Annotated in this window: 1 protein-coding gene; it reads right to left on the minus strand. The window is 61.4% G+C overall.

Annotation, left to right across the window (positions count from 1 at the left end; translation table 11 throughout):
- A partial coding sequence (gene nosD / locus B3V69_RS10835) for a nitrous oxide reductase family maturation protein NosD (protein WP_296446446.1) occupies positions 1 to 932 on the minus strand: 932 nt, incomplete at its 3' end.
- Between the last annotated feature and the right edge of the window lie 43 nt (positions 933 to 975).

Genomic DNA, 975 nt, shown 5'->3' on the forward strand with positions numbered 1-975 from the left:
TTGGCGATGAAGTCATTGCCTTCCACCACGTTGCGCGTGGAGCCCGCCGACAGGTGCACGCCCACCTGGTTGTCGACCACCAGATTGTTTTTGAGCGTCGTGTATTCCACGTCGTAGATGAAGAAGCCACGCATGTTACCGGCCACCACGTTGTTCTCGATCACCGAGTCCTGGATCGTGCGCAGCATGATGCCGTGGTCGGAGTTGCCCCAGGCGCGGTTGTTGCGCACCACCTGATTGCGCACTTCCATCAAGGCCAGGCCGCCGCGGTTGTAATAGCTCTCGTTGTCCTCCCACAGGTTGTAGTAGGAGTTCATGTAATGGGTGCCGTAGCGGCTATGGTGCAGCTTGTTGCCCTTGAAGATGGCGTGGTGCGACACGTCCACGTAGAGCGCGTCGCGCACAAAGCCGATGTTATTGCCGATGATGCGCGCACCCGTGGTGTTGTAGAGTTCCACGCCGTTGCCACGCTGGGAGGAGTTGTAATCGCGCTTGCCGGTGATCAGGTTGCCCTCGATCACCACATCGTTGGCCTTTTCAATCCACAGCCCGAACAGGTTGTAGGTCAGGTCGCAGTGCCGCACCACAGCACGGTGCGCGCCGGGGTAGATGTAGATGCCGGCGTTCTGGTCCTTGAGGCTGTCGCCCGAGTCGCGCACGATCAGGCCTTCGATGGTCACATCGGGCGCCGTCACCCGCAGCGTGTCGCCTTGCAGCGCCCCGTTCAGCGTGGGACGGCCGATGCCGCGCAGTGTCAATGGCTTGTCGACGAGGAAGTTGCCGCTGTACAGCCCGCGCTCGATTTCCAGTACGTCGCCAGGCTGGGCCGCCATGATCGCCTGCTGCAGCGACGCGCCCGGTTTGACGCGCAACGTAGCCGCTTGCGCGCTGGCCAGCAAGACGGCCAGCAGCAGAAACAGAGTTTTGCGCATCAGGATGTCAGACTATCAGGAGCCCCAGCGTCTTGAGACCCAG

Origin of the sequence: Rhodoferax sp. UBA5149 (genome assembly GCF_002413825.1) — a bacterium.
Classification (GTDB): domain Bacteria; phylum Pseudomonadota; class Gammaproteobacteria; order Burkholderiales; family Burkholderiaceae_C; genus Rhodoferax.